Source organism: Couchioplanes caeruleus (assembly GCF_003751945.1).
Lineage (GTDB): Bacteria > Actinomycetota > Actinomycetes > Mycobacteriales > Micromonosporaceae > Actinoplanes > Actinoplanes caeruleus.
The window spans coordinates 6,875,189-6,898,480 of sequence record NZ_RJKL01000001.1 but is presented as its reverse complement, the minus strand read 5'-3'; the positions used below and the strand labels follow the sequence as shown (position 1 = coordinate 6,898,480).

Sequence of the window (23,292 nt, the reverse complement as noted above, 5' to 3'; positions counted from 1 at the left end):
CCCTTTCAGATGAATGCTTCCACGCCCCGAGGGCGCTTATCAGCCCAACGCCTCGAACAGGTGCCCCATGCGGTCCCGTTTGGTCCGCAGGTACCGGACGTTCTCCGGGTGCAGGCGTACGGGCAACGCCTCGCGGCCGGTGATCGTCAGGCCGTACCCCTCCAGCCCGGCCCGCTTCGCCGGATTGTTGGTGAGCAGCCGCATCGAACGCACGCCCAGGTCGTAGAGGATCTGCGCGCCGGTGCCATAGTCACGGGCGTCGGCCGGCAGGCCCAGCTCCAGGTTCGCGTCCACGGTGTCCAGGCCACGGTCCTGCAACTGGTACGCCTGCAGCTTGTGCAGCAGCCCGATCCCCCGGCCCTCGTGCCCGCGCATGTAGAGCACGACACCGCGCCCGGCCTGCGCCACCCGCTCCAGGGCGGCGTCGAGCTGGGGCCCGCAGTCGCAGCGCACCGAGCCGAAGACGTCGCCGGTGAGGCATTCCGAGTGCACACGCACCAGGACGTCGTCGCCGGCGCCGAGGTCGCCGTACACCAGCGCAACGTGCTCGGCGCCGTCGACGCCGGCGCGGTAGCCCACCGCGGTGAAGTCGCCGTGCTCGGTCGGGAGCCGGGTCTCCACGACCCGCTCCACCTGCTGCTCGTGCCGCCGCCGGTACGCGATCAGGTCGGCGATGCTGATCAGCGCCAGGTCGTGCTCGACGGCGAACTTCTCGAGGTCGGGCAGGCGCATCATGGTGCCGTCGTCGTTGACCATCTCGCAGAGCACGCCGGCCGGACGCAGTCCCGCGAGCACCGCCAGGTCGATCGCCGCCTCGGTGTGCCCGGGCCGGCGCAGCACCCCGCCGGGCTTCGCCCGCAGCGGCACCACGTGGCCGGGACGCGACAGGTCGGTCGGCTGGGTGTCGGCGCCCGCCAGCAGCCGGATCGTGTGCGCCCGGTCGGCGGCCGAGATGCCGGTGCTCACGCCCTCGCGGGCGTCGACGGTCACCGTGTACGCCGTGCCGCGCCGGTCCTGGTTGGTGTGGAACATCGGCGGCAGGTCGAGGCGGTCGGCCTCCTCCTCGGTCAGCGGCACGCAGATGTACCCCGAGGTGTAGCGCACCATGAACGCGAGCAGCTCGGGCGTGGCGTGCTCGGCGGCGAAGATCAGGTCGCCCTCGTTCTCCCGGTCCTCGTCGTCCACGACGATGACCGGCCGACCGGCCGCGATGTCGGCGACGGCCCTCTCGATGTCATCCAGCATGACGTCCCCCCAGCATCTTCTCGACATACTTCGCGATGACGTCGACCTCGAGGTTGACCGGGTCGCCGACGTCCTTGGACCCCAGGACGGTGAGCTTGAGCGTGGTCGGGATCAGACCCACGCTGAACGTGTCGGTGGTCACCGCCATGACGGTCAGCGAGACCCCGTCGACGGTGATCGAACCCTTCTCCACCACGTACCGGGACAGCTCCGGCGGCAGGGAGAAGCGCAGCACCTCCCACTGGTCGGCGGGCTCCCGGGCGATGATCGTGGCGACGCCGTCGACGTGGCCCTGCACGAGATGGCCGCCGAGCCGGCTGCCCACGGTGGCCGCCCGCTCCAGGTTGACCGCGCTGCCGGCATGCAACGCCCCCAGCGAGGAGCGCCGCAGCGTCTCACCCATGACGTCGGCGGTGAAGACGCCGTCGACGTTGTCCAGGACCGTGAGACAGACCCCGTTGACCGCGATCGAGTCGCCGTGCCGTGCGTCCGACGTGACGACGGGCCCGCGTACCGCGAGCACGGCCGAGTCACCCCCCGCGTCGGTGAGGTGCACGACCTCACCGAGTTCCTCGACGATTCCCGTGAACATCAAAGCTCCTTCATTCCGGTTTCCGGGCGAGCAGAGTTGTCGGACGGCTTCTGCCGCAGCGTGGCGGTGAAGCGCAGGTCGGCGCCGACCTGCGCGACGTCGGTGAGGTCCAGGTCGATCGCCTCGGCGATCGTGCCGATGCCGGCGTCCACCAGGGCGGCCCGGCCGGTGCCCAACAGCTTCGGCGCGACGTACCCGACGACCCGGTCGACCAGCCCGGCGGCGAGGAACGCGCCGGCCAGCGTCGGGCCGCCCTCCAGGAGCGCCGCGCGGATGCCGCGGGCGTACAGCTCGGTCAGCAGGGCAGAGAGGTCGAGGCGGCCGTCCGGGCCGGCGCCGACCGCGGCCGCCGTCGCGATCCAGCTCTCGGCGGCGGCGTCGCGCACGCGGGCCTTCGCGGGGGTACGCCCGGCGGAGTCGGCGACCACCCGCAGCGGCTGCTTGATCGCGAGGCTGCCGTCGCGCAGATACCGGACGGTGAGCTGGGGATCGTCGGCGAGCACGGTGCCCACGCCGACGATGATCGCGTCCACCGTGGCGCGCAGGCGGTGCACGTCGGCGCGGGCCGGCTCGGAGGTGATCCACATGCTGGTGCCGTCGGCCGCCGCCGAACGCCCGTCGAGGGTCGCCGCGAACTTCCACGTCACGAACGGGCGGCCGCGGCGGACGGCGGTCAGCCAGGCGACGTTGCCGGCCTCCGCCTCCTCGCGGCGCATCCCCGTCTCGATCTCGATCCCGGCGGCGCGCAGCGTCTCCGCGCCACCGGTCGCGACCGGCGTGGGGTCGTCGACGGCGATGACCACCCGCCGGATGCCGGCGGCGATGAGCGCCTGGGCGCACGGCCCGGTGCGCCCGGTGTGGTTGCAGGGCTCGAGGGTGACGACCGCGGTGCCGCCCCGGGCACGCTTGCCGGCCTGGGCGAGCGCCACGATCTCGGCGTGCGGCCCGCCCGCGTAGACGTGGAAGCCCTCCCCGACGACCTCGCCGTCCGGGTCGAGCAGCAGGCAGCCGACGACCGGATTGGGACTCGTCGTGCCGAGGCCACGGGCGGCAAGCGCGATCGCGCGGCCCATCGCCTCGTGCTCGGTGACCATCTCAGTGCCTTTCCCTGACGCGGTACGGTCACGCGCCGAGGGAAGGGGAGAAAACGCCGGGAACAGGACATCAGGGGACGCTTCGCGCCACCCCGGGCCGGGCACGCCGCGACGAGCCCCGGTCCTGCTCCGCGCGCTGTCTCCCATCCGGACTGTCTGACCGATCGGCGTGTGCCGGTCGATCAACCGTCGGCCCCGGATTCTCACCAGGTCCACCGTCCGCCGAAGAGCGACGTCCGGGTCGCGGGCTTACCTCCCCGCAAAGGGAGGATCACCGCCGGTTCGGAATTTCACCGAGTCCCGCCAGCGCGTGGTGGGTTACCGATCAGTCTTGCACGGGTTCGCCGGAATGCCACAGGGCGATTCCTGTCACATCGGGTCGTCGATGTTCTCGGAGTCGCTGCGGCGGCGGTCGATGGCGACGTACGAGCCGGGCTGGCTCTTGGCGACCTTCTTCATCTCGGAGGCGACCGCGACCACCGCACGATGATCGGGATAGGGGCGCCCACCGACCGTGGACTGGGCGACCCCGATGGAGAGGGTGACCAGCGCGGCCCGCTGCTTGCCGCCCCGGCGGTCCGGCACCTCGACATAGCCCCGGCGGGCGTCCACGGGGTCGTAGAGCTGGTCGGCGGAGGCCTCGAAGTCGGTGACCATGTGCTTGGTCAGCGGCAACACCTGGTCGGGATGGCAGATGAAGACGAAGTCGTCGCCGCCGATGTGGCCGAGGAACACCGGAGGGCGCCCGGCGGCGGTCGCGGCGCGGTGCAGGCTCCGCGCCAGGGCCGTGATGAACTCGTCACCGCGGTCGAAGCCGTACACGTCGTTGACCGGTTTGAAGCGGTCGATGTCGACGTAGCCGACGGAGAAATCCCCGCCGGCCTTCATCCGTTCGGCGATCTCGCGGGTCACCCGCGCGTTGCCGGGCAGGCCGGTCAGCGGCGACACCTCGCGGAACTCCTTGGTGCGCCGCAACGTCGAGGAGACGCGGGCGATCAGCTCCGCGGTGTCGAACGGCTTGACCAGGTAGTCGTCGACGCCTGCGGTGAGGCCGACGACCTTGTCCACGGTCATGGCCTTGGCGGTCAGCATGATCACCGGCAGGGCGGAGGTGAGCGGCTCGGCGCGCAGCCGGCGGGTCAGCTCGACCCCGTCCATCCGCGGCATCATCCAGTCGATCACCGCCAGGTCGGGGCGGCGGGTCTCCATCAGCTCGAGCGCCTCCTGGCCGTCGCGGGCCCGCATCACCTCGAAGCCGTGCACCTCGAGGTTGAAGGCCACGAAGCCGGCGATGTCATCGTCGTCGTCGACGACCATGACGAGGTCGGGCCGGGCCTCCGGCTCCGAGCCGGGTCCGTCCCCGGGCGGGCGCGCGACGCCGGTGTTCATGCTCGTACGGCGGTGCGCGCGGCGAGCGCCCGTAGCTTGCGGACCGCCTCGGCCGGGTCCTCGGCACCGTAGACGGCCGTGCCCGCGACGAACGCGTCGGCGCCGGCCTCGGCGGCCTGCTCGATCGTGTCGGCCGCGATGCCGCCGTCGACCTCCAGGCGGACCTCCAGGTTCTTGGCGGTGATGCGGCGGCGCACGTCGCGGACCTTGTCGAGCATCTCGGGCAGGAACTTCTGGCCGCCGAAGCCGGCCTTGATCGTCATGATGAGCACCGTGTCCACGTAGGGCAGCAGCTCCAGGTACGGCTCGACGGGAGTGTCCCGGTCGATGGCGAGCCCCGCCTTCGCGCCGGCCGCGCGCAGCCTCTTCGCCAGCGCCACCGGGTCCTCGCAGGCCTCGGCATGGAAGGTCACGTTGTAGGCGCCGGCCTCGGCGTACCCGGGCGCCCAGCGCTCCGGGTCGGCGATCATGAGGTGCACGTCGAACGGGATCGTCGTCGCCTTGCGCAGGCTCTGCACGACCGGCAGGCCGATGGTCAGGTTGGGAACGAAATGGTTGTCCATGACGTCGACGTGCACCCAGTCGGCGGCACCCTCGATGTCGTGCACGGCGTCCGCGAGATGCGCGAAGTCGGCGGCCAGGATGCTGGGGGCGATGATCGGGGATGACTCCACCGCTGAAGTGTATGGCCTTCGTCCGCCGGGCCGGGATACTCATGGTGTTCTCCGGGAGGACGGCATGCGGCGGTTCGCCATGGCGCTGACGGCGGTGATGCTCGCCGCCGGATGCACCGGCGCGCCCCGGGGCCTCGTGGACGCGGACCTCACCGACGACTGGGCCCCGCCGCCGGCGCCGGCGCCGTACCGTCCGGCGGCGGGCGCCTGCCACGAGACGCTGGCGTCGACCGCCGGACCGGGCGACGACCGGCCCACGGGATGCGACGAGGTCCACGTCAGCGAGACCTTCCACGTCGGCACCCCGCCCAGCACCGACGTGCCACCCGCGCCGGGCACCGCGGGCGCGAGGGCGGCCTACCGGGAGTGCGCGACGCAGGCGGAGGACTTCCTCCGCGGCGACTGGCGCACCGCCGGCATCGCGGTGCACGTGGTCTGGCCGACCCGGCGCGCCTGGTCCGGCGGGGCGCGCTGGTTCCGCTGCGACGTCACCCAGTCCGACCTCGACGGGTACGGCCAGAGCGGCCGCCGCGGCAGCCTCGAGGGCGAGCTGGCCGGGCCGTCCCCGCTGCGCCTGGGCTGCTTCGACCCGGTCGTCGACGGCCAGACGGTGACCGAGATGCGCCCGGTGCCGTGCACCGGCAAGCACCGCGCCGAGTTCGCCGGCCTGTGGCGGGCCCCGGACATCTCGTACGCGGAGTTGCGGGCCGGCACCACCCGCAGCGCGGCGGCCTGCCGGAGCGTGATCGCCCGGTTCGCGGGGGTGCCCGACGACTCGGACATGCAGTACCGCAGCGGCTGGATCTCCTACAATCCGACCCGCACGGAGTGGCTGGCCGGCGAGCGGCGGGTGCGCTGCTTCATCTACTTCGCCGAACGCACGGTGACCCGGTCACTCAAGAACGCCGGCCCCGCGGCCCTCCCGGTCGACTGATCTTGCCGCGCAGGACCAGCTCGTCCGAACCACCTCACCGCGCAGGACCACCTCGCCCGAACCACCTCACCGCGCCGGACCACCCTGCCCGACCCACCTTGCGGGCGGGATCAGCTTGTGCGGCGCAGGACCGCCAGGAACATGGCATCCGTGCCGTGCCGGTGCGGCCAGAGCTGCACCGTCGGGCCCGGCCCCAGCTTCGGCATGCCCGGCGGCAGCAGTGGGCGCGCGTCCACGAAGTCCACCTCGACCCCGCTACGCCGCGAGCCCTCGGTCACCGTCACCTGGGTCTCCACCATGTGCGGCGAGCAGGTCACGTAGGCCACCACCCCGCCCGGACGAACCGCCCGCAGCGCCGCCACCAGCAGCTCGCGCTGCAGCCGGGTCAGCGGCGGCAGGTCGGCCGGCTGGCGGCGCCAGCGCGACTCGGGACGCCGGCGCAGCGAACCCAGGCCCGTGCACGGCGCGTCGACCAGGACCCGGTCGAACGACTCCTCCGGCAGATCGGGATCGCGGCCGACCGTACGCCCGTCGGTCGGCAGAACCGTAACCGGCAGCCCGGCGGTGGCCTGCTCGACCAGCCGGGCCCGATGGTCGGCGACCTCGACCGCGGTCACCTCTGCGCCGCGCTGTGCGGCGATCGAACCGAGCAGACCCGCCTTGCCGCCCGGCCCGGCGCACAGGTCGAGCCAGCGGGTGTCCCTGCCCTCGATCGGCGCGGCGAGCAGGGCGGCGGCGACTAGCTGGGAACCCTCGTCCTGCACGTGTGCCCGACCGTCACGGACCTCGGGGATGTCCGACGGCGCGCCGCCGTGCAGATAGACCGCGTACGGCGAGAACGCGCCCGGCACCCCGCCGACCGCGTCCGCGAGCTCGATCGCGTCGGCCCGGCCCGGCCGGGCGCAAAGATGAACGGTCGGCGGCTGGTTGTCCTCCAGCAGCAGGCGCGCGGTGTCGTCCAGGTCACCGCCCAGCGCCTCCGAGAACGCCCGGATGATCCACTCCGGGTGATGGTGGACCACCGCGAGATGGCCGACCGGATCCTCGTCGTACCCGGGCGCCACCCGGGCCAGCCAGTCGTCGAGGCTGGTCTCGGAGATGCCGCGCATGACCGCGTTGGCGAACCCGGCCGCGCCCGGCGCGACCGAGCGGACCAGGTCGACGGTCTGGTTCACCGCGGCATGCGCGGGGACCCGGGTGAAGAGCAACTGGTACGCGCCGAGCCGCAGCGCGTCCCGGGCCGGCGGGTCGATGCGCGCCACGTCCCGCCCGGCCGCCGCCGCGATGATCAGGTCGAGGGTTCCGACCGCGCGCAGCGTGCCGTACGTGAGCTCGGTGGCGAACGCCGCATCCCGCCCGTGCAGGCCCATGCCGCGCAGGATGTCGCCGAGCACCAGGTTGGCGTACGCATCGTCGCGGTGCACGGCGGCGATCGCCTCGTACGCGGCCTGGCGTGCCGGATCCGACGGCGGCCGGCCGCCGCGCGGTCCCCGGCCGGTGCGGGCGTCGCGGTCCTGGGTCCGGCCGTAGCCGGGCCCGCCCGGGCGCCGCGGACGCCCGGAGTTGTGCGGCCGGTCGGCACGATGCTCGGAACCGCTCGGCCGGTCGGCGGGACGCTCCGGGTTGTCCGGGCGATCGGCGCGGTGCTCGGAACTCACTGAAGCTGCTCTCCTGGGTTGATCCGCAGGCCGCGCGCCCAGTCGCTCGCGGACATGGGCTTCTTGCCGGCGGCCCGGACCTCGCCGAGGATGACCGGGGTCGTGGCCGTGCCGGCGAGCACCTGGGTGCGCTCGACCAGCAGCTCGCCCGGCTTGAGCGCGGCCGCGTTCGCGACCGGGCGCACCGGGCCGAGCTTGAGCCGCTCGCCACGCAGGGTGGTCCACGCGCCGGGCGCGGGCGTGCAGGCGCGGATCCGCCGGTCGACCGCGAACGCCGGGTCGTCCCAGCGCACCCGCGCATCCTCGACCGTGATCTTCGGGGCCATGCTCACGCCGTCCGCGGGCTGCGGATGGGCCCGGGCCGTGCCCGCCTCGATCGCGTCGAGCACGGCGATCAGCAGTCCCGCGCCCTCGGTCGCGAGCCGGCCCAGCAGATCGCCGGAGGTGTCGGTGGCGCGGATCCGCTCGGTGAGGGTGCCGTACACCGGGCCGGTGTCCATGCCCTCCTCCAACTCGAACACGCTCGCGCCGGTGACCTCGTCGCCGTGCAGGACGGCGTGCTGCACCGGCGCGGCGCCGCGCCAGGCGGGCAGCAGCGAGAAGTGCAGGTTGATCCAGCCGTGCCGCGGGATGGCCAGGGCGGGAGGCGGCACCAGTGCGCCGTACGCGACCACGGGCACACAGTCGGGAGCGAGCTCGCGCAGGCGCTCCTGGAACTCGGGCTCCCGCGGCCGCTGCGGGGTGAGCACCTCGATGCCACGCTCGTCGGCCCAGGCACCGGCGGGCGAGCGGACCAGCCGCCGGCCCCGCCCGGCAGGGGCGTCGGGGCGGGTCACCACGGCGACCAGCTCGTGCGAGGACGCCGCGATGGCGTCGAGGGACGGCAGCGTGACCTCCGGCGTACCGGCGAAAACCAGGCGCATGGTCACCGCCCCAGACCGAAGATGCCGCGGCCGTGCGGGCTCGCCTTGACCACGGGTGGGTTGCCGGCGTCATACCAGTCGGCGGACCGGATCTGCTTCATCGCGTCCTTCCGGGCGGCGGCGTCGAGGCGGTCCAGGAAGAGCACCCCGTCGAGATGATCGGTCTCGTGCTGCACACAGCGGGCCATGAGCCCGGTGCCGACCAGGCGGATCGGGTCACCATGCTGGTTGAAGCCCTCCGCGACCACATTCTGGCGGCGTTTGGTGTCGACGTAGACACCGGGAATGGACAGGCAGCCCTCGGGGCCGTCCTGTTCCTCGTCGTCGGGGAAGCTGAGCACCGGATTGACGATGTGGCCCACCACGTCGTCGACGTCGAAGGCGAACACCCGGAGTCCGACCCCGAGCTGCGGAGCGGCCAGCCCCGCGCCGCCCTCGTCGAGCATGGTGTCGGTGAGGTCCTTCACGAGGGTGCGCAGTTCCTTGTCGAAACCGGTGACCGGGTCGGCCTGCGTGCGCAGCACCGGGTCGCCGAAGAGACGGATGGGCTGGACGGTCACGCGGTGCCACTCCTGACTCGGGAGAAGACTGGGAGCCTCAGTCTACGGAGCCCGGCCCGACCGGCAGAGTCGCCCGTCCCGGGCTGTGGACAACCGGTCACGGTAAGACCGGCTGTGGACAACCGGCCGCGACGACACCAGCCGCCGACAACCGGCCGCGCGCCGGTCGCGGCGGTGGGCGGCCCGGACCGGATGTACGCGCAGCGGCTGGGTCGCACCGCCGCTCAGCTCACAACAGCTCCGCCGGGTCGATCTGTACGCGCACGGGTAGTGGCGCCTTCTTCGCGCTGCGCACCGCGGCGCCCTCGTGCAGGGCGCGGGCGAGAGCGGCGGCGTGGCCGCGGGAGACGCGCACCAGCATGCGTTCCTGCTCGTCGGGGGCCGGTACGGGCCCGAGCACCTCCGCGTCGTCGGGCAGGCGGGTCGCCGCGAGCAGCTCGGCGACCGCCTCGGCCCGGCCCGTGAGGCTCGCGAACCGGGCCGCCGGCGGAAAGCGCAGCTCGCGGCGCTCGGCCAGCTCGCGGGCCGCGAACCAGCCCGGATCCCACCGCAGCAGGGCCTGCACCGGGGCGAGCGACCCATCGGCGACGACCACGACCCTTCCGCCCGCCGGGCCCGGCCGGGCGAGCGCGGCGGCGGACAGCCACCGGCGCATCGTCTCCTCCGCCGCGCGCAGGTCGGCACGGGTCAGCAGCGCCCAGGTGTCCAGCAGCAGCACCGCGCCGTACCCGCCCTCGGCGATCGGCTCGGCGCCCGGCGTGGCCACGACCACCGCGGCGTCACCCGGGACGGTGTCGAGAATCTCGTCGCGCCCGGAGGTGCGCACCGGCACTCCCGGAAAGGCCCGCCCCAGCTCTTCGGCCGTCCGCCGGGCGCCGGTCACCGAGGCGCGCAGGCGGCGGCCACCGCAGGCGGGGCACGCGTACGCAGCGGCGGCGCGCCCGCACCAGTGACAGGCCGGCACCGAGCGGGCACCGGCCAGCCCGAGCGGCCCGGAACAGTGCGGGCATCGGGCGGGCGTACGGCACTCGGCACAGGCCACCGACGGCAGATAGCCTCGCCGGGGCACCTGGACGAGCACCGGCGTGCCGGCCTGCAACGCCTGCCGGGCGGTTTGCCAGGCCAGGCTCGGCAGCCGCGCGGTCACCGCACCGGGGTCCCGGGCGAGCTGCGGATCGTCACCCGTGGGCGCGATGGCGGGACACCGCGCCCGCAGCACGTCCCGGGCGGCCGTGATCTCCTTCGCCCACCCGGTTTCCACGAGCTGCTGCGCTTCGCCCGTACGCGCGAAGCCCCCGACGAGCGCAGCGCACCCGGCCAGTTGGGCCCGGGTGAGCAGCACCTCCCGGGCGTGCGGATAGGGCGCCCGCGGCTCGGCGTGCAGGTCGTCGCCGTCGTCCCAGATGACCACGAGCCCGAGATCGGCGACGGGCGCGAACATGGCCGCCCGCGTCCCGGCGACGACGGGAACCCGGTGGCGGCTCGCCGCCAGAAACCGTCGGTACCGCTCGGAGGGCCCGGCGGCGGCATGGAGCGCCACATGCCGTCCGTCACCGAGCGCGGTGGTCAGCGCACGATCGAGCCGGTCGAGATCCCGGGCATCCGCCACGACGGCGACCACACCCCGCCCCGCCCGCACCGTGGCCGCCGCGGCCTCGGCGATTCGCGCCGGCCAGTCCTCACCGGGCAACGCGGACCACACCGCCCGCGCCGCGCTCCCCTGGGCCAGCGCCCGAAGGAACGGACCACCCGCGCGATAGGCGCCCCAGCCGGAACCGGCCGGCGGAGCGGAACCAACGAGCGCAGCGGGACCAGCAGACGTAGCAAGGCCCGCCGACACGCCAGGACCGACCGGCTCGGCAGGGCCGACGGGCACGGCAGGACCGACCGGCTCGGCGGGACCGACCGGCTCGGCGGGTTCGGCGCGCTCGGCAGGCGCCGGCTCGCCGGACACAGGCGCACCGGACGCAGGCGCAGCGACCCCAGGGCCGGCGGTGGTGGTCTCGGCCTCGACGCGGGCGTGCCGGGGCGGCACCGCGAGCCGCAGGACGTCGGGAAGACTTCCGGAGTATCGGTCGGCGATCGCGCGAGCGAGGCGGGCGATCTCGGGGTCGAGGACGCGCTCGGCCGAGACCACTTTGTCGATATAGGCGAGTTTGGCGTGTGAGCTGGACTCCACCCGCTCGAGCAGGAAGCCGTTGACGAGCTGGCCCGCGAACCGCACCTTCACCCGCACGCCGGGCTGCGCGGCGACGTCGTCGGCGGCCGCGACGAGGTAGTCGAAGGGCCGGTCGAGGTGGGGCAGCGGCACGTCGACGCAGACGCGCGCGACCGGCAGCAGCGCCGCCGGTTCCCGATCTCCGCCCTTCGCCGTCACGCGCCCATTCTGGCGCCGGGGTACGACACCCCCGGCGAACAGCGCGGGCTCAGCCTCCGACTCGGCAGACGGAACCGCGGCCGCCCCGGCAGACGGAAAGGGTGCCCCGGGCTCGGCCGGGACACCCTTCTCCTGCGTCAATGCGATCGAACTCTCCCGCGGACCGACAGGCTCGATCCCCTGACCGAGCATGCCCGACGACCGGACGGCCCGGCGGTGCCAGACCGCCCGCCGGGCATGGTGGCGTGGATCAGGCCGCCGCGGACTTGAGGTCCTGGGCGCGGTCCGTGTTCTCCCAGAGCAGTTCCGGAAGCTCACGGCCGAAGTGACCGTACGCCGCGGTCTGCTGGTAGATCGGACGCAGCAGATCCAGATCGCGGATGATCGCGGCCGGGCGCAGGTCGAACACCTCGTGAATGGCCTTCTCGATCCGCTCCACCGGCACGTTCTCCGTGCCGAACGTCTCCACGAACAGGCTCACCGGGTGCGCCTTACCGATCGCGTACGCGACCTGCGTCTCACACCGCTCGGCAAGGCCCGCCGCCACCACGTTCTTGGCCACCCACCGCATCGCGTACGCGGCCGACCGGTCCACCTTGGACGGATCCTTGCCGGAGAACGCGCCACCACCATGACGGGCGTAGCCACCGTACGTATCCACGATGATCTTGCGACCGGTCAGGCCGGCGTCGCCCATCGGCCCGCCGATCTCGAACCGGCCGGTCGGGTTGACCAGCAGGCGGTAGCCACCGGTGTCCAGGCCCAGGCCCTCGAGCTCGGGGGCGATGACGTGCTCGCGGACGTCGGGGGTCAGCAGCGACTCGAGCGAGATGTCCGCGGCGTGCTGCGACGACACGACGACCGTGTCGAGGCGGACCGGGCGCAGGCCGTCGTACTCGATGGTGACCTGGGTCTTACCGTCCGGCCGCAGGTAGGGGATCGTGCCGTCCTTGCGGGCGGCCGACAGGCGCCGCGCCAGGCGGTGGGCGAGCGCGATCGGCAACGGCATCAGCTCCGGCGTCTCCGAGCAGGCGAAGCCGAACATCATGCCCTGATCGCCCGCACCCTGCGCGTCCAGGACGTGCTCGGAGTTGCCCTCGCGCAGCTCGACCGCGCTGTCCACGCCCTGGGCGATGTCCGGCGACTGCGAGCCGATGGAGACGCTGACGCCGCAGGACGCGCCGTCGAAACCCTTCTTCGACGAGTCGTAGCCGATGCCGAGGATGGTTTCGCGCACGATGCTGGGAATGTCCGCGTACGCCTGGGTCGTCACCTCGCCGGCGACGTGCACCTGACCGGTCGTGATCAGGGTCTCCACCGCAACGCGGCTGCGCGGGTCCTGCGAGAGCAGGGCGTCGAGAATACCGTCGCTGATCTGATCAGCGATCTTGTCCGGGTGGCCTTCCGTGACCGACTCGGAAGTGAACAGGCGGCGTGCCACGGTGCTCCTTGGATTTCGTCGAAGGTTCGTTCCGCGGCAGTGTAGTCACCGCCGCGCATTGGGTGCAGGCCCGGCCTCACGCCGTCCCATCCTGCCTGGCCTGCGGCTCGAGGCGCGACACGACCTCGTCCCATATCGCATCGGCCACATCGTCTTTAGGTAGTTCGCCGAGCTCGCGGGTGCTGCCGTCGGCGCCCAGGATGGTCACCGTGTTGTGGTCGGCGCCGAAGACAAGGTCGGTGCCCACCTCGTTAACGACGATGAGGTCGGCGCGTTTCCGGGTGAGCTTGCCGCGGGCGTTCTCCAGCGCGTCACGGGTCTCGGCGGCGAACGCCACCAGCAACTGACCGGGGCCCTTGGCGGCGCCGATCTCGGCCGCGATGTCCGGGTTGGTGACGAGCGCGATGGTCGGCGCCGTACCGTCATCCGCCTTCTTGATCTTGTGTTCGGCCAGGTCGGCGGGGCGGAAGTCGGCCGGGGCGGCGGCCATGACCACGACGTCGGCTCCGGCGGCGGCCTCGACCGTGGCCTTGCGCAGCTCCTCGGTGGTGCCGACCGCTACGACGTCGGCGCCCGCCGGCGCGCCCAGTGTGACGTTCGCCGCAACCAGAGTCACCCGGGCGCCGCGGGCGACCGCCGCGCGCGCGAGGGCGTACCCCTGCTTGCCCGACGACCGGTTGCCGAGGAAGCGGACCGGGTCGAGCGGCTCCCGGGTGCCGCCCGCGGTGACCACCACGTGTCGGCCGGCCAGATCGGCGCCGGCGGCGGTGCCGCGCCGCAGCACCCGCAGCGCGGTCGTGAAGATCTCCTGGGGATCGGGCAGCCGCCCCTTGCCGGTGTCGGCACCCGTCAGCCGCCCGACCGCGGGCTCGATGACGACGTGGCCGCGTCGGCGCAGCGTGGTCACGTTCGCCCGGGTGGCGGCGTTCTCCCACATCTCGGTGTGCATGGCGGGCGCGAAGACCACCGGGCAGGTCGCCGTCAGCAGCGTGTTGGTCAGCAGGTCGTCGGCGATGCCGTGGGCGGCCTTGGCGAGCACGTCGGCGGTGGCGGGCGCGACGACGACGAGCTCGGCATGCCGTCCGATCCGGACGTGCGGCACCTCGTGCACGTCGTCCCACACGCCGGCGGTGACCGGTCGCCCGGACAGCGCCGACCAGGTGGGCTCCCCGACGAACCGCAGCGCCGAGGCGGTCGGGACGACCCGGACCCCGTGCCCGGACTCGGTGAAGAGCCGCAGCAGCTCACAGGCCTTGTAGGCGGCGATGCCGCCGCACACGCCGAGCACGACCTCGGTCATGACCCACTCCCGTCATACGAGAAGACCCGCGGCCGCAGCAGAGCGGACGCGGGTCGGAACCTGCTCGAAGGTGCCCGGAGGGCGCTCAGGGCTGGTCGGTGGCCTCGGCGGTCAGCAAGCCCGCGTTGATCTCACGCATCGCGATGGAGAGCGGCTTCTCCTGCGGCGTCGTCTCTACCAGGGGGCCGACGTACTCGAGGAGACCCTCACCGAGCTGGCTGTAGTAGGCGTTGACCTGGCGGGCGCGCTTGGCCGCGAAGATCACCAGAGAGTACTTCGACGAGGTCTTGTCGAGCAGCTCGTCGATCGGCGGGTTGGTGATGCCTTCGGGGTTGGCGATGGTTCCCACGGAATTGATTTCCTCACGATTCGGGAGCTGAGCCTGCGGATTCGCGCTCCTGCCCACTCCGGGCCAGGGACTGGCGGCCTAGGACTCCGGCGCCTGGGCGGGGGTCAGGAATGACGAACCGAGCAATCCTACCAGCTCATCCGCGGCGCGCTCGACGAAGTCGTTGACCACCGTACGGTCGAATTCCTTCTCCGCGGCCAGCTCCTCGTCGGCGTGGGCGAGGCGGCGGCGGATGGTCTCCTCGTCGTCGGTGCCGCGCCCGATGAGTCGGCGGCGGAGCTCCTCGACGCTGGGCGGGGCCAGGAAGACGAGCTGGGCGTCGGGCATCGAGCCGCGGACCTGACGGGCGCCCTGCAGGTCGATCTTCAGCAGCACCGGCCGGCCCTGCGACAGCCACCCCTCGACCTGGGCCCGAGGTGTGCCGTAGAGGTTGCCGGCGAACTCCGCCCATTCCAGGAGCTGGTCGCCGTCGACGAGGCGCTGGAACTCCGAGCGGGTGACGAAGTGATAGTGCTCACCGTCGGTCTCGTAGTCGCGCTTCTTGCGCGTGGTCACCGACACCGACAGCTTGATCCATGGCGAGCGCGCCCGGATCAGCTCGATCACGCTGTCCTTGCCCACCCCCGAGGGGCCGGACAGGACGGTGAGTCGGGCCGCCGGGCGCGCGTCGTCATCCATGCTCACAGGCTCATTCCTACACGAGCCGGTGAGTCAGTTCGCAGCGAACTCCCCCAGGAGGGCCTTACGCTGCTGCTCGCCGAGGCCACGAAGGCGACGACTGTCGGCGATCTTGAGCTTCTCCATGATCTGGGTAGCCCGGATCTTGCCGATGCCCGGCAGCGCCTGGAGCACGGCCGAGACCTTCAGCTTGCCGACGACGTCGTCGCCCTCGGCCCGGTCGAGCACGGCGGCGAGGGTGGTCTTGCCAGACTTGAGCTGATCCTTCAGCTCGGCCCGGGCCTTGCGAATCTCCGCAGCCTTCTCCAGCGCGGCGGCACGCTGCTCGGGGCTCAGTGACGGGAGCGGCACCAGTTCTCCTCAGGTCCCTATCGCGCCGGTAGTGAATACCGGCGCTTCTGTGAAACGTGGTGTGCCTGGGAACCAAAGGGGCATGTGGTTCCCGGCGCCGGGAAAACTAGCGGTCAATGGCGCATTCGGCAACGTGGGGGTACCCCTCACCGGCGTGCGGCCGGGCCTGGTAAGCGGCCCGTTTCACCCGATCACGGCCCCGCAGGCGGTCGCGGCGCGCTCCGCGGCGGCCCGCAGCGCGGCCGCGTCCGGGCCCGCGGAGAGAACCTCGCGTGAGTACGACGGCAGCACGTTCCGCAGGCTCCCGCCGAAGATCGCCGCGAGCCCGGCGGGGTCGCCGCCCTGGGCCCCGAGGCCCGGGGCGAGCAGCGGGCCGTTGACCGCGGAGAGGTCGTGACCGGTCCGGCCGATCGTCGCGCCGACCACCAACCCCACGCTTCCGAGATCGCTCGCACCCGCGTTGAGCTGGGAAATCTCGTCGATTACGGTCTGCGCGACGGTCCGGCCGGCGGCCGTCTGCGCATGTTGGACGGACGGGCCCTCGGGGTTCGAGGTGAGCGCCAGGACGAAGACACCGCCGCCGTGCGCGGCCGCCGCGTCGAATGCCGGCCGCAGCGAGCCGACGCCGAGATAGGGACTCACAGTAATCGCGTCAGCACGCAGAGAACTGTCCGGATCGAGATATGCACTCGCGTACGCGGCCATCGTCGAGCCGATGTCGCCCCTTTTGACGTCCAGAAGCACGAGCGCACCGGCCTCTCGTGACTGTCGGATAGTTGACTCAAGGATGGCGATGCCGCGTGATCCAAATCTCTCGAAAAACGCCGACTGCGGCTTCAGGACGGCAACCCGATCGGCCAGTGCTTCGACAACCGTAAAGCTGAAGCGTTCCAGGCCGGCGGCGTCGTCCGGCAGCCCCCAGCGCGCCAGCAGAGCGGCATGGGGATCGATGCCGACGCACAGCGGCCCCCGGGTGTCCATGGCGGCGCGCAGCCGCCGTCCGAAGGTCTCCATGGGGCGATTCCCCTTTCGTGTCAGGTGGCGGACACCGCGGCGGCGATTCCCCGGGTAATGAGGGCGACATCGGCGTCGTCCGCCACGTACGGCGGCATCGTGTAGATCAGGTCGCGGAACGGCCGCAGCCACACCCCGGCGGCGACGGCCGCCTCCGTCGCCCGGACCATGTCGACCGGACGATCGAGCTGCACGACGCCGATCGCGCCGAGGACCCGCACATCGGCGACCCCGGGAACGCCTCTGAGCGGCTCCAGACCGGCCCGCAGGGCCCGGTGGACGCCCTGCACCCGGCCCCGCCAGTCCTGGGCCGTCAGGAGGCCGATGGAGGCGTTCGCGACCGCGCACGCGAGCGGGTTGCCCATGAAGGTGGGGCCGTGCGCCAGGCCGCCCGCGCTCCCCGCGCTCACCGCGTGCGCTACCGCCGAGGTGCACAGGGTCGCGGCCAGGGTGAGATATCCCCCGGTCAGGGCCTTGCCCAGGCACATGATGTCGGGGGTCACCCCGGCGTGGTCCGCGGCGAACAGCTCCCCGGTACGCCCGAAGCCGGTCGCGATCTCGTCGAAGATCAGCAGCACATCGTGCGCGCTTGTCACCTCACGGAGTGCCCGTAAGTACTCCGGATGGTGGAAGCGCATGCCGCCCGCGCCCTGCACGACCGGTTCGACGATGACCGCGGCGAGCTCGTCCGCGTGCCGCTCGACCATCGCGACGAGCTCGGCGGTGTACGCCTCGTCGTACTCGGCCGGCGGGGCCCCCGCGAAGACCTGGGCGGGCAGGACGCCGGTCCACAGCGCATGCATGCCGCCGACCGGGTCGCAGACGCTCATCGGGTGGAACGTGTCGCCGTGGTAGCCGCCCCGCCAGGTCGCGAGCCGCCGCCGGCCCGGGCGCCCCCGGGCGAGCTGCGCCTGCAACGCCATCTTGATCGCGACCTCGACGCCGACCGAGCCCGAGTCGGCGAGGAAGACGTGCTCCAGACCGTCGGGCGTGAGTTCCACCAGCGTGCGGCACAGCTCGACCGCGGGCGCGTGGGTGAGGCCGCCGAACATCACGTGGCTCATCCGCGCGGCCTGATCGGCCAGGGCGGCGTCGAGGACGGGATGGCGGTAACCGTGGATCGCCGCCCACCAGGAGGACATGCCGTCGACCAGCTCGCGGCCGTCGGCCAGGCGCAGGCGGACTCCCTGGGCGCTGTCGACCACGTACGGCTCGGAGCGACCGGGCATCGGCCCGTACGGATGCCAGACGTGCGCCCGGTCGAGATCGAGCAGATTCATCGGCGGGCCCGGGCCGCCGCCCTGACCAGCGCGGGGCCCCGGTAGATGAAGCCGGTGTAGAGCTGCACCAGCGAGGCGCCCGCGTCGAACATCCGGGCCGCGTCGTCGGGCTCCACGATGCCGCCCACGCCGATGATCGGCAGTCGTCCGCCGGTCTCCTGGTGGACAAAGCGGACAATCTCGCGGGACCGCTCGGTCAGCGGCCGCCCGGACAGCCCGCCGGCCTCCGCCGCCCGCGGCTGATCGGCCGCGGCGAGCCCGTCGCGGCTCAGCGTCGTGTTGGTGGCGATCACCCCGGCCGCACCGTACGCCAGGCACACGCCGAGCAGCTCGGCGATGGCGGGCTCGGAGAGGTCGGGCGCAATCTTCACCAGCACCGGTGTCTTGCCGACCAGCGCGCCGAGCAGCGCGGCGATCGACGACTTGTCCTGCAGCGTGCGCAGGCCCGGCGTGTTCGGCGAGGAGACGTTCACCGCGATGTAGTCCGCGTACGGGTGCAGCAGCTCGAAGGAGGTCAGATAGTCCTGCACCGCCTCCTCGAGCGGAGTCACCTTGGACTTGCCGAGCGAGACACCGAGCGGGATCCCCAGCGGCCCCAGCGCCTTCAGCCGGCCGGCGAGCGCCGCCGCGCCGTCGTTGTTGAAGCCCATCCGGTTGATCACGGCCTGGCTGTCGCGCAGCCGGAACAGCCGCGGGCGGTCGTTGCCGGGCTGGGGGCGGGCCGTGACCGTGCCGACCTCGACGAAGCCGAAGCCGAGGGCCGGCCAGGCGGGCAGCGCGACGCCGTTCTTGTCCATCCCGGCGGCGAGCCCGACCGGATTGGGGAAGCGCACCCCGAAGAGCTCCACCGGGGCGCTCACTGCGTACCGGCGGCGCAGCAGGGCCCGGGCGCCGGAGCCCAGCCCGGCCAGCCGGTCCAGGGTGAACTCGTGCGCCCGCTCGGCGTCGCCGCCGCCCACCCGGAACAGCACCGGGCGGACGGCGGTCTCGAAGATGGTCACTCCGTCTCCCGCAGGGCGGCGTGCAGCTCCTGCAACGGGCGTACGGACATGTCGCCGCGCATCAGCGCCTCGATGCCCATCACCGCGGCGGCGGCACCCGGCACCGTCGTGATGCTCGGGATGTCGTAGGTGACCGCCGCGCTGCGGATCTCGTAGCCGTCCGAGCGCGCGCTCGCCCCGGAGCCCTGCGGCGTATTGATGATCAGCGCGATTTCCCCGGAGGCGATCAGCGCCACCGCGTTGCGGCCCGGGCTCTCGAAGTGCTTGGGGACGATCTCGCACGTGATGCCGTGGCGGCGCAGGACCTCGCCGGTCCCCGCGGTCGTGACGATCTCGAAGCCCAGGTCGGCCAGGCGCTTGATCGGGAAGATCATCGACCGCTTGTCCCGGTTGGCCACCGAGACGAAGACCTTGCCGCTGGTCGGCAGCGAACCGTACGCGGCCGCCTGCGACTTCGCGAACGCCGGCCCGAACGACGGGTCGATGCCCATGACCTCGCCGGTCGACTTCATCTCGGGCCCGAGCAGGCTGTCCACGCCCTTGCCGGCCGGGGTGCGGAACCGCTTGAACGGCAGCACCGCCTCCTTGACCGCGATGGGCGCCTCCGGCGGGATGTCGCCACCATCACGGCTGCGCAGCAGCATGCCCTCGGCCCGCAGCTCCGCGACGGTCGCGCCGAGCATGATCCGGGCCGCCGCCTTGGCCAGCGGCACCGCGGTCGCCTTGGAGACGAAGGGCACCGTGCGCGACGCGCGGGGGTTGGCCTCCAGCACGTACAGGGTGTCGTCCTTGAGGGCGTACTGGACGTTGAGCAGGCCCTGCACCCCGACGCCGCGGGCGATCGCCTCGGTGTAGCGGCGCACCTCGGCCAGATGCGATCCGGCGAGGGTGACCGGCGGCAGCGAGCAGGACGAGTCGCCGGAGTGGATGCCGGCCTCCTCGATGTGCTCCATCACGCCGCCGAGGTAGACCTCGCCGGTGGCGTCGCAGAGCGCGTCCACGTCGATCTCGATCGCGTCGTCCAGGAAGCTGTCCACCAGCACCGGGTGGTCGGGCGAGATCTCGGTGGCGCGGGCGATGTAGTCGGCCAGGGTCGGCTCGTCGTACACGATCTCCATGCCGCGGCCGCCGAGGACGTACGACGGACGGACCAGCACCGGGTAGCCGATCGCGTCGGCGATCGCCTTGGCCTCCTCGAACGAGGTGGCCGTGCCGTGCTCGGGCGAGCGCAGGCCGGCCCGGGCGAGCACCGCGCCGAACGCACCGCGGTCCTCGGCGAGGTCGATCGACTCGGGCGAGGTGCCGACGATGGGGATGCCCGCGGCCTTGAGCCGCCGGGCCAGGCCGAGGGGCGTCTGGCCCCCGAGCTGCACGATGACGCCGACCACGCCGGGGCCGCCCGCGGCCTTGCCGGAGGAGTCCTCGGAGTGGAAGACCTCGAGGACGTCCTCGAAGGTCAGCGGCTCGAAATACAGCCGGTCGGCGGTGTCGTAGTCGGTGGAGACGGTCTCCGGGTTGCAGTTGACCATGACGGTCTCGTACGCGCCCTTGAGCGCCATGACCGCGTGCACACAGGAGTAGTCGAACTCGATGCCCTGCCCGATGCGGTTCGGCCCCGAGCCCAGGATCAGCACCTTGGGACGGTCCGAGAGCGCGACCTCGGTCTCCTCGTCGTACGTCGAGTAGTGGTACGGCGTCTGCGCCTCGAACTCGGCCGCGCAGGTGTCGACGGTCTTGTAGACGGGCCGGATGCCGAGCCGGTGGCGCAGCGACCGGACCCCGTCCTCGCCGGCCAGTTCCGGGCGCAGCGCGGCGAGCTGGCGGTCGGAGAGCCCGGAACGCTTGGCCCGGCGCAGCAGCGCCTCGTCCAGCACCGGCGCGGCGAGGATCTCCTCGCGCAGGTCGACCAGGGCCTTGATCTCGTCGAGGAACCAGGGGTCGATGCGGCCGCTGGCCTCGTGCACCTGCTCGACGCTCGCGCCGAGGCGCAGGGCGGCCTCCACGGTGTAAAGACGGCCGTCGTGCGGCACCCGCAACGCCGCGAGCGCCTCGTCGAGGTCGGTGAAGGTCGGCGCCGTCCAGAAGCCCGCGGCCTTGGTCTCCATCGAGCGCATCGCCTTGTTGAGCGCCTCGGCGAAGTTGCGGCCCAGGCTCATCGCCTCGCCCACGGACTTCATCGTCGTGGTCAGCTCGGGGTCGGCGCCGGAGAACTTCTCGAAGGCGAACCGCGGGATCTTCACGACCACGTAGTCCAGCGCCGGCTCGAAGGCGGCCGGCGTCTTGAGCGTGATGTCGTTGGGAATCTCGTCGAGGGTGTAGCCGATCGCCAGCTTGGCGGCGATCTTGGCGATCGGGAAGCCGGTGGCCTTCGAGGCGAGCGCGCTCGACCGCGACACCCGCGGGTTCATCTCGATGACGACCAGGCGCCCGTTGTCCGGGTTGATCGCGAACTGGATGTTGCAGCCGCCGGTGTCGACGCCGACCTCGCGCAGCACCGCGATGCCCAGGTCGCGCAGGCGCTGGTACTCACGGTCGGTCAGGGTCATGGCGGGGGCCACGGTGACGCTGTCGCCGGTGTGCACGCCCATCGGGTCGACGTTCTCGATCGAGCAGACCACCACGACGTTGTCGTTCTTGTCGCGCATCAGCTCGAGCTCGTACTCCTTCCACCCGAGCACGCTCTCCTCGATGAGCACCTCGTGCACCGGGGAGGCCGCCAGGCCGTCACCGGCGATCCGCGCCAGGTCCTCGTCGGTGTGCGCCATGCCGGAGCCGAGGCCGCCCATGGTGAACGACGGGCGGATCACCACCGGCAGGCCCAGCTCGGCGACGGTGGCCTCGACCTCCTCCATCGAGTGGCAGACCCGGCTGCGCGGGGTCTCGCCGCCGGCCTTGGCCACGATGTCCTTGAACATCTGCCGGTCCTCGCCGCGCCGGATCGCGTCGATGTTGGCGCCGATCAGCTCGACGCCGTACTTGTCGAGGACGCCGTTCTCGTGCAGGGCGACCGCGGTGTTCAGCGCCGTCTGCCCGCCCAGGGTGGGCAGGATCGCGTCCGGCCGTTCCCGCGCGATGACCATCTCGACGAACTCCGGCGTGATCGGCTCGACGTACGTGGCGTCGGCGAACTCCGGGTCCGTCATGATCGTCGCGGGATTGGAGTTGACCAGCGAGACCCGCAGCCCCTCGGCGCGCAGGACGCGGCAGGCCTGGGTGCCGGAGTAGTCGAACTCGCAGGCCTGCCCGATCACGATCGGCCCGGAGCCGATCACCATGACGTGCTGGAGGTCGGTGCGCTTCGGCATCAGGCATCCACCTTCTCGACGAGCTCCACGAACCGGTCGAACAGGTAGTCCGCGTCGTGCGGGCCTGCGGCCGCCTCGGGGTGGTACTGAACGGTGAACGCGGGCACGTCCAGCGCCCGCAGGCCCTCGACCACGTCGTCGTTGAGGCAGACATGCGAGACCTCGACGCGGCCGAAGTCCGTGTCGGTCACGGCGTCCCGCGGTGCGTCGACCGCGAAGCCGTGGTTGTGGCTGGTCACCTCGACCTTGCCGGTGGTCTTGTCGAGCACCGGCTGGTTGATGCCGCGGTGGCCGTACCCGAGCTTGTAGGTGCCGAAGCCGAGCGCCCGGCCCAGGATCTGGCTGCCGAAGCAGATGCCGAACAGCGGCACGCGCCGCGTCAGCGCGGCGCGTGCCAGCGCGACCGGACCGTCCGCGGTGGCCGGGTCGCCCGGGCCCGGGGAGAGGAAGACCGCGTCGGGACCCACCGCGAGCAGGTCCTCGATGGACGAGGTGGCCGGGAAGACGTGCGTGGTGACGCCCCGCTCGGCCAGCCGGCGCGAGACGTTGCGCTTGATGCCGAGGTCGAGGGCGGCGACCGTGAACCGGTGCTCGCCGACCGCCTCGACGGTGTAGCGCTCCGAGGTGGTGACCTCAACGGACAGATCGGCACCGAGCATCTGCGGCGCCGCCTGCACCCGGGCCAGCAGCGACGCCGGGTCCAGGTCGACGGTCGAGATGCCGACCCGCATGGCGCCGCGCGAGCGCAGATGCCGGGTCAGCGCACGGGTGTCGACGCCGCTGATGCCCACCACGCCCTCGGCGGCAAGGCGCTCGCCCAGGTCGCCGGTCGCCCGCCAGTTGGAGGGCCGGCGGGCCGGATCCCGCACGACGTAGCCGGCGACCCAGATGCGGCCGGACTCGTCGTCCTCGTCGTTGACGCCGGTGTTGCCGATCTGCGGCGCGGTCTGCACGACGACCTGCCGGTGGTACGACGGGTCGGTCAGCGTCTCCTGGTAGCCGGTCATGCCGGTGGTGAACACGGCCTCGCCGAAGGTCTCCCCCTCGGCGCCGTAGGAGGTGCCGGAGAAGGTGCGCCCGTCCTCGAGGACGAGAATCGCTGGGCTTCCGAGGCGGCTTCGCCGCAC

Annotated in this window: 20 protein-coding genes and 1 riboswitch; of the genes, 1 reads left to right on the top strand and 19 read right to left on the bottom strand. The window is 72.4% G+C overall.

Annotated elements, in window-relative coordinates:
• Positions 1–39 precede the first annotated feature (39 nt).
• The 5 genes from EDD30_RS30970 to rpe form a co-directional block, all read right to left on the bottom strand.
• The gene (locus tag EDD30_RS30970) at positions 40–1,245 is read right to left on the bottom strand and encodes a bifunctional 3,4-dihydroxy-2-butanone-4-phosphate synthase/GTP cyclohydrolase II (RefSeq protein ID WP_071807044.1); all 1,206 of its coding nucleotides are present in this window, start codon (positions 1,243–1,245) and stop codon (positions 40–42) included.
• A complete protein-coding gene (locus EDD30_RS30965; protein WP_071807045.1) occupies positions 1,235–1,837 on the bottom strand; it encodes a riboflavin synthase in 603 nt (200 codons plus the stop codon). Before EDD30_RS30965 ends, EDD30_RS30970 begins: the two co-directional genes overlap by 11 nt.
• Positions 1,837–2,931, bottom strand: a complete 1,095-nt coding sequence (gene ribD / locus EDD30_RS30960) for a bifunctional diaminohydroxyphosphoribosylaminopyrimidine deaminase/5-amino-6-(5-phosphoribosylamino)uracil reductase RibD (protein WP_071807046.1) — start codon at positions 2,929–2,931, stop codon at positions 1,837–1,839. Before ribD ends, EDD30_RS30965 begins: the two co-directional genes overlap by 1 nt.
• A 131-nt stretch (positions 2,932–3,062) precedes the next feature.
• A riboswitch (FMN riboswitch) is annotated at positions 3,063–3,243 on the bottom strand.
• Between the two features lie 57 nt (positions 3,244–3,300).
• Positions 3,301–4,320, bottom strand: a complete 1,020-nt coding sequence (locus EDD30_RS30955; protein WP_071807047.1) for a GGDEF domain-containing response regulator — start codon at positions 4,318–4,320, stop codon at positions 3,301–3,303.
• Entirely contained in the window at positions 4,317–4,994 is a 678-nt protein-coding gene (rpe, locus tag EDD30_RS30950; protein ID WP_071807048.1) for a ribulose-phosphate 3-epimerase, read from the bottom strand. Before rpe ends, EDD30_RS30955 begins: the two co-directional genes overlap by 4 nt.
• A gap of 64 nt (positions 4,995–5,058) precedes the next feature.
• On the opposite strand from rpe, the gene EDD30_RS30945 reads away from it, so the two are divergent.
• Positions 5,059–5,928 (top strand): septum formation family protein, encoded by an 870-nt coding sequence (locus EDD30_RS30945; RefSeq protein ID WP_071807049.1) that lies wholly within the window; start codon positions 5,059–5,061, stop codon positions 5,926–5,928.
• 110 nt (positions 5,929–6,038) lie between these two features.
• On the opposite strand, the gene EDD30_RS30940 is transcribed toward EDD30_RS30945, so the two are convergent.
• From EDD30_RS30940 to carA, 14 genes are all read right to left on the bottom strand, one after another.
• Entirely contained in the window at positions 6,039–7,586 is a 1,548-nt protein-coding gene (locus tag EDD30_RS30940; protein ID WP_071807050.1) for an RsmB/NOP family class I SAM-dependent RNA methyltransferase, read from the bottom strand.
• The gene (gene fmt, locus EDD30_RS30935; protein WP_071807051.1) at positions 7,583–8,509 is read right to left on the bottom strand and encodes a methionyl-tRNA formyltransferase; all 927 of its coding nucleotides are present in this window, start codon (positions 8,507–8,509) and stop codon (positions 7,583–7,585) included. The genes EDD30_RS30940 and fmt overlap by 4 nt, the downstream gene beginning before the upstream one ends.
• A 2-nt stretch (positions 8,510–8,511) precedes the next feature.
• Positions 8,512–9,069, bottom strand: a complete 558-nt coding sequence (gene def / locus EDD30_RS30930) for a peptide deformylase (RefSeq protein ID WP_071807052.1) — start codon at positions 9,067–9,069, stop codon at positions 8,512–8,514.
• Between the two features lie 229 nt (positions 9,070–9,298).
• Positions 9,299–11,446 carry a primosomal protein N' gene (locus tag EDD30_RS30925; RefSeq protein ID WP_244945462.1) on the bottom strand — a complete coding sequence of 716 codons (2,148 nt, stop codon included), beginning with the start codon at positions 11,444–11,446 and terminating at the stop codon, positions 9,299–9,301.
• Between the two features lie 250 nt (positions 11,447–11,696).
• Positions 11,697–12,887: a methionine adenosyltransferase gene (gene metK / locus EDD30_RS30920; RefSeq protein WP_123678599.1), complete on the bottom strand. Its 1,191-nt coding sequence runs from the start codon at positions 12,885–12,887 to the stop codon at positions 11,697–11,699.
• 76 nt (positions 12,888–12,963) lie between these two features.
• On the bottom strand, positions 12,964–14,187 hold the full coding sequence (gene coaBC, locus EDD30_RS30915; RefSeq protein ID WP_071807773.1) for a bifunctional phosphopantothenoylcysteine decarboxylase/phosphopantothenate--cysteine ligase CoaBC: 1,224 nt from the start codon (positions 14,185–14,187) through the stop codon (positions 12,964–12,966).
• A gap of 85 nt (positions 14,188–14,272) precedes the next feature.
• Positions 14,273–14,536 carry a DNA-directed RNA polymerase subunit omega gene (gene rpoZ / locus EDD30_RS30910; protein ID WP_071807772.1) on the bottom strand — a complete coding sequence of 88 codons (264 nt, stop codon included), beginning with the start codon at positions 14,534–14,536 and terminating at the stop codon, positions 14,273–14,275.
• A 78-nt stretch (positions 14,537–14,614) separates the two neighbouring features.
• Positions 14,615–15,214, bottom strand: a complete 600-nt coding sequence (gmk, locus tag EDD30_RS30905; protein ID WP_071807774.1) for a guanylate kinase — start codon at positions 15,212–15,214, stop codon at positions 14,615–14,617.
• A 33-nt stretch (positions 15,215–15,247) separates the two neighbouring features.
• Positions 15,248–15,565: an integration host factor, actinobacterial type gene (mihF, locus tag EDD30_RS30900; RefSeq protein WP_071807771.1), complete on the bottom strand. Its 318-nt coding sequence runs from the start codon at positions 15,563–15,565 to the stop codon at positions 15,248–15,250.
• Between the two features lie 183 nt (positions 15,566–15,748).
• Positions 15,749–16,579 (bottom strand): orotidine-5'-phosphate decarboxylase, encoded by an 831-nt coding sequence (pyrF, locus tag EDD30_RS30895; RefSeq protein ID WP_071807770.1) that lies wholly within the window; start codon positions 16,577–16,579, stop codon positions 15,749–15,751.
• A gap of 20 nt (positions 16,580–16,599) precedes the next feature.
• Entirely contained in the window at positions 16,600–17,859 is a 1,260-nt protein-coding gene (locus tag EDD30_RS30890; RefSeq protein WP_071807769.1) for an adenosylmethionine--8-amino-7-oxononanoate transaminase, read from the bottom strand.
• Entirely contained in the window at positions 17,856–18,860 is a 1,005-nt protein-coding gene (locus tag EDD30_RS30885; protein WP_071807768.1) for a quinone-dependent dihydroorotate dehydrogenase, read from the bottom strand. Before EDD30_RS30885 ends, EDD30_RS30890 begins: the two co-directional genes overlap by 4 nt.
• Positions 18,857–22,165, bottom strand: coding sequence for a carbamoyl-phosphate synthase large subunit (carB, locus tag EDD30_RS30880; RefSeq protein WP_071807767.1), 3,309 nt, complete (start codon positions 22,163–22,165; stop codon positions 18,857–18,859). The genes EDD30_RS30885 and carB overlap by 4 nt, the downstream gene beginning before the upstream one ends.
• Entirely contained in the window at positions 22,165–23,292 is a 1,128-nt protein-coding gene (gene carA, locus EDD30_RS30875; protein ID WP_244945461.1) for a glutamine-hydrolyzing carbamoyl-phosphate synthase small subunit, read from the bottom strand. Before carA ends, carB begins: the two co-directional genes overlap by 1 nt.

Excerpts from the sequence above, each read along its gene's own strand:
- EDD30_RS30970 (WP_071807044.1), bottom strand. The coding sequence starts at position 1,245 with ATGCTGGATGACATCGAGAGGGCCGTCGCCGACATCGCGGCCGGTCGG.
- EDD30_RS30965 (WP_071807045.1), bottom strand. The coding sequence starts at position 1,837 with ATGTTCACGGGAATCGTCGAGGAACTCGGTGAGGTCGTGCACCTCACC.
- ribD (WP_071807046.1), bottom strand. The coding sequence starts at position 2,931 with ATGGTCACCGAGCACGAGGCGATGGGCCGCGCGATCGCGCTTGCCGCC.
- EDD30_RS30955 (WP_071807047.1), bottom strand. The coding sequence starts at position 4,320 with ATGAACACCGGCGTCGCGCGCCCGCCCGGGGACGGACCCGGCTCGGAG.
- EDD30_RS30945 (WP_071807049.1), top strand. The coding sequence starts at position 5,059 with ATGCGGCGGTTCGCCATGGCGCTGACGGCGGTGATGCTCGCCGCCGGA.
- fmt (WP_071807051.1), bottom strand. The coding sequence starts at position 8,509 with ATGCGCCTGGTTTTCGCCGGTACGCCGGAGGTCACGCTGCCGTCCCTC.
- coaBC (WP_071807773.1), bottom strand. The coding sequence starts at position 14,187 with ATGACCGAGGTCGTGCTCGGCGTGTGCGGCGGCATCGCCGCCTACAAG.
- gmk (WP_071807774.1), bottom strand. The coding sequence starts at position 15,214 with ATGGATGACGACGCGCGCCCGGCGGCCCGACTCACCGTCCTGTCCGGC.
- pyrF (WP_071807770.1), bottom strand. The coding sequence starts at position 16,579 with ATGGAGACCTTCGGACGGCGGCTGCGCGCCGCCATGGACACCCGGGGG.
- EDD30_RS30890 (WP_071807769.1), bottom strand. The coding sequence starts at position 17,859 with ATGAATCTGCTCGATCTCGACCGGGCGCACGTCTGGCATCCGTACGGG.
- carB (WP_071807767.1), bottom strand. The coding sequence starts at position 22,165 with ATGCCGAAGCGCACCGACCTCCAGCACGTCATGGTGATCGGCTCCGGG.